Source organism: Enterococcus sp. VV15 (assembly GCF_005236045.1).
GTDB classification, from domain to species: Bacteria; Bacillota; Bacilli; order Lactobacillales; family Enterococcaceae; genus Enterococcus_B; species Enterococcus_B durans.
The window spans coordinates 1-5,005 of sequence record NZ_QPTY01000068.1; the positions used below are offsets into that span (position 1 = coordinate 1).

The 5,005-nt window shown below is 34.0% G+C and carries 2 protein-coding genes and 2 pseudogenes; all 4 read right to left on the reverse strand.

Annotation, left to right across the window (positions count from 1 at the left end; translation table 11 throughout):
- Nucleotides 1-283, reverse strand: a pseudogene (locus DVW83_RS14130) (phage holin family protein); the annotation flags it as partial.
- Between the two features lie 70 nt (nucleotides 284-353).
- Nucleotides 354-2,471 carry a BppU family phage baseplate upper protein gene (locus DVW83_RS14135; protein ID WP_137239592.1) on the reverse strand — a complete coding sequence of 706 codons (2,118 nt, stop codon included), beginning with the start codon at nucleotides 2,469-2,471 and terminating at the stop codon, nucleotides 354-356.
- On the reverse strand, nucleotides 2,461-4,668 hold the full coding sequence (locus DVW83_RS14140) for a phage tail spike protein (protein WP_137239594.1): 2,208 nt from the start codon (nucleotides 4,666-4,668) through the stop codon (nucleotides 2,461-2,463). The genes DVW83_RS14135 and DVW83_RS14140 overlap by 11 nt, the downstream gene beginning before the upstream one ends.
- Nucleotides 4,665-5,005: pseudogene (locus DVW83_RS14145) on the reverse strand (phage tail protein); the annotation flags it as partial. The pseudogene DVW83_RS14145 and the gene DVW83_RS14140, both read right to left, overlap by 4 nt.

Sequence of the window (5,005 nt, forward strand, 5' to 3'; positions counted from 1 at the left end):
TCACCAAGATTATAAAATCTCGAATAGCTGAATCGATCAGAGTCGTACTATTTTTCTTTTTACTTGTCGATAGTTTGGCTAAACTAGACCCCACAGCCCATTCCATAAGAAAAACTGCTAATAATATTCCAATAACAACCGCATGCTCAATACCTAATTTCTTTGATGTAATCCAATCAGGAAACACAAAAGAAATTCCCCCACCAACTGCACCAAATACCCAACTACCGTCATGACTCATTTTTAAAAGTTGATTTTTCAACAGTTCTATCATTGTATTCACTTATTTTCTTCCTTTCATAAAAATAAAAAGCGTACTCATTTGAGTACGCTACTAAATGGTTTTATATTCTTCAATCTAACCAATATGAAAATGTGTCTAAATAACAATATTTAACATCTTTGCCACTGTCATTTCCTACATATAGATTTCCTGCGCTAGTGACAGCTATTCTACATGAAGTACTCAATAAATTAGTTGGTCCTATGCCCATTTTAGTATCAGAAGGAATAAGTTCCTTTGGTAGTGTAGAAATAGCATGTTGTTGTGATTGGCTAGGCAATGTATTATTTGTTGTGGTTACTGCACCACTGAATGATAGTTTTTTATGACCATCTATTGTATCAATTCGATACTTAGGAATAGTTCCATCTCCCCCTTGATAGCCTCCTGCTAATGGTAAATCTTGCCATTTTCCTAAAACATAGGTATTATTTTTCATCCAAGCAACATTCGCCGTCACTACTCTTAAATCATCAATTAACATTTTGATGTTATTGGTGTTTGTTTTTACATCTGTTTCCTTAGCAAAATTCGCTTCTATATATTCAGGAGTCAAATCCCATACAAAGTCATTTGGATCGTCACTATCTTTAATTCCTGTACCAAAATATTTGTATTGTTGGATATTTGGTGTTCGTGTATCTCCTTTTTCGATTTTTAACCAGTCAATTTGGCATGCGCCTAATGTTGATTGTGGGTACTGAATAATAGTTAAGCGCTTAGGGAACGTAGCGCTGACTTTTTGTGGTGTAAATGTTAGTAACCACATGTCAGAAAGCCCTTCAATTGTTTTTAAATTACCATAATAAAAATCTCCAATGCCTTCATTGTAGACCATAAATGTTTGAGTAGATGCTTTAGTAGCTTTAATAGTTAACGTATATGTTTGACCAGCCGTAAACGGTTCTTTCATATCCTTTTGGTATACGTTATATGCACTCGTTTTAATAGGGAATTGTACAGCAGGGTCTGCAATATTTTCACCCAACGGCGTTTTACTTAAATAGTATGGTGCGTCAAGCAAGTTAGGCTGGTATGGGGTAGCTGTTGATCCTTCTTCAAGTTTAACTTCATATCCAATATCTACAGTCCCCCTTGTATCAACACTGTCACCATAACTACCAACTTGACAATACCAATTATTTGATTTTTTCACTGTAGATGGAACAGTGAAGGTAGTTGAAATATTTACGAACTCTGCTTTAGAGGTGTTAGTTGGAATAAGTTTTGTGCTTACTAAAACACCTCCATCTTCATTTGAACAGCGTAGTCTAATATATAATTTTGAAATATCGCCAGTGTAGTCTTCATTTATTCTTATAGGAATAGTTAAAGTGTATTGCTTACCTACTGTTAGTGGAGTAAAATCATATCTTGACCATGGAATCATACCTACCCCTACTGATAAGTCGCCATCTGCGATTTTTTCTGCTGTGGCATACGTACCTTTAGGCGTTACTTTTGTCACAGTATTAAGTAAAGACATCACGTTGTTATCATTGATTAAAGGTGCAATATTAGGATTCCCCGAATAATCATAGTTTCCAAAATTAATACTATCACTATACACGACGGATAAATTCTCTAAGTTTTCAACTATATGTTTCAGTTCAGCTACCTTATCTTTTAAACCTTGCAAATCGATCTTCGTATTGTTAATTAATTCATTGATTTCAGTCACGCTTTCCGTAACCTGTTGATGGAATTGCTCATACTCTCCAGTAACTTTCTCAGTAGTTTGAGTATAAAGTTCATTAAGTTGATCAATCAACTTATTGTATTCTGTGATAATCGATTCCGCCTCTTCCACATCAATATCTGTATTTCCTAAAACAATGATCTTGAAATCACCGGTTGTATTTCTTTTACCTTCTTTTTGAAAAGAAAAATACGCTCGTTTATATATTCCTTCCATAGAAAATGCTGCGCTAGGAAATGTGTACTCAAATGTCCCTTCAATCAACTTTTCAGGATCTGCTGTGATTCCTTCGGAATCTATAATTTTTTTCTGGCCGTCTGAAATCAATCCTTCAAACGCAAGAACTCCGTCTCTTAAATCCATTGGTTCATTAAAATTACTCAAATGTACAGTAATTGTCTGTAACCCATTATCTCCAACTCTTCCATAAATAATAACTGGTGCTACTGGAGTTTTAGAAAAATCCAAATTTATACTTCTATTGCTCATTTTCTACAATCCCTTCAATAATTTTTTCTAATTTTTTTATACGTTTCTCTTGTACTTCAATCTTTTGAATTAATTGCTTATTTGTTAAACTATTCAGCATGATTTGTTTATTTACATCAATTCTTAAATAGTTATCTTCTTGTTGATCAATATCTGAACACAGAAAAGGTGTATATTGTGCAATCAATCCTAGCTCTCTTTTTTTATTTGGTTGTGCTTGTTTATTTTTATTTTGGTAATCTTGTTTACGATTAAACTCTACAAAATTTAGTTTTTTTGTTTCTTCAATCCCATCAATTTCCGAAGGAACAATATTTTCTTTTAATCGAATATCTGATTGATTTAGGATAGGATAACCATTCATATTTAAAGAAGAATAAAAATTGACGGGAGAATTATTGGGGACTTTTAATCCCGTTAACCAAATATTACGAATAGCTTTGTTATCTCCGTTCATATCTGTAGCTAGAGTAGTTTGTGATAAGCTGATTTCTCCTGTATTGCCATCTACTTTTAAAGAACCAATATGCCCATCTGTATCACGATCATATCTACCAAGCCATAGATCCGTCCCAGGATAAGCAGATAAATTTAAATATTCTCTGTTAGTTGCCTCATGAAATGTACGATATAAACCACCTAAAACATCTTTTCCATTGGATTTAAACAGACGGAAGGCGCCGCCGGTCGTTTCAGAAAAAAGATTTCCTTTCCATAAATTTTTAATGGCTCCATCATCAATTACAATCTGACTATCGCCATTTTCAGATACTATTGAACTACCTCTGATAGCTACACCAATGATGTCAATTGCTCGTAATGTACCTGCAGTAATCCTATCGGCAACAATCGCCCCATTAGATGTCATAGCTAAACCATAAGTCCCATTGTAACCAGTTGAACTAAAGCCTAAACCACCATCATTCCAGCGCCAAACATCTTTAGCTGTTCTCACATCTGTCGTATCCATAATTAAAATTTCTTGTGGATCTGCTAAAGAAGGATAAATAACTACATGACCCTTCCCTGGATTTTTTATAATATCAGATGCTTCTTTTTGTGCTTCATCAAGCCACGTAACTTTCTCTATGATCTTTTCTGTTTCATTCTTTGATTCAGAAATGATACGTGCAAAATCAGTCCGAGCATCTCCTAATCCAATTGATTCATAACGATCCAATGCTACATTCCAAACAGTCTTAATAATTTGTGCAGAAGTATTTATATTCAACTGATTAAATGTGATTGTAATCCAATCACATAAGTCAATCATTTCAAGATTCTTTAATTGTTCATCTAGTGTAGAACTTGCTAAATCAACATAACTTGCTTGAATACTTACTTTCGGAATTCCCACTCGATTATTCTTAATATACGATTTCACTAAACTTCGTAATGCATCAACATCTTTGGGTTCATTGTCACTAAAATCTACCATTTGAATACGGCGCTCTGAATAGTTGTGGACATAGTCGCTATCAATATAAATTTCAGGTAGAATAATTAATTTCTCATTCTCTCCTGTTCCCGTTTTTGCCCAACCATAAACGGAGGTATACGTACTTTCAATTGATTCTTCTTGTGAAATATCAGTTAAATTTTTGCCGTAGGCAATAACGATATTCGTTCGTTTCCCTGCTTCAGATAATAATTTTACTTGATGATTATCAAACAGATATTCTCCACCAAAATTATCTAAAATTGACCCAGATACACCACCTAATACAGCTTGTGCATTCTGAAACTTTGAAGGATCTGAAAAATCGATAGATGATTTAGTAACGACGTCACTATAAAAACTAAAATCGCTTTTTGGTTCCATTTGTATTCCTAATTGATTAAGAGCGGCTTGTGCCGTAATACCGGTAAATTTTGTTCCTATTTTAACTATAGATCTCAACAGTTTATAACGATAGTGTTCACAATAAACCGTCACGATCCCATTGATTGGCTTTGTAATTCTTGCAATTTCAAAACGCTGACTACGGGCTACTTGTGTTGGTCCTGCATCTGCTACGATCCAAAAACCACTCTTTAACTCTTTAAAAAGTTTGCCAGATACAGGGTATTGAAAAGTTAATTCATAAATCCCGTTTCGTTCTCTCGTCACCATTGGAGAAATTGCTTCAGTCAACGGTCCTAACCCTAATGAGTGCCAATTCGTTTCATCTTTTTCATGTAAAATAATTACACTCATACTGCTAATGTCCTCCATTTTGGTTTGATTTTTAATTGATCAATATAGGTATAACTGATTTGGTTTCTTCCAGGATTTAACACTAACGGTTGATATCCATCACTATTTAATAAACAATACTTTGTAACATTGACACCATTCTTATAGGCAATACCATTCTCGCAATCAAGTGTGATCATTCCCTCACCCGCCTCTTTTGCGATTTGGAACTGTTGTCCATTGATATAAATATGACTGTCTTCTGTACTAGTGGTTTTATTAAATGTAATGACTGGTAAACTTTCAAAAGCTTCTGGATTAATAATGACTCCATTATTTTTAATTTCTCTTTCCTCAT

Bases quoted from the DNA above. Each gene is read 5' to 3' on its own strand.
- DVW83_RS14135 (WP_137239592.1), bottom strand. From the start codon at position 2,471: ATGAGCAATAGAAGTATAAATTTGGATTTTTCTAAAACTCCAGTAGCA.
- DVW83_RS14140 (WP_137239594.1), bottom strand. From the start codon at position 4,668: ATGAGTGTAATTATTTTACATGAAAAAGATGAAACGAATTGGCACTCA.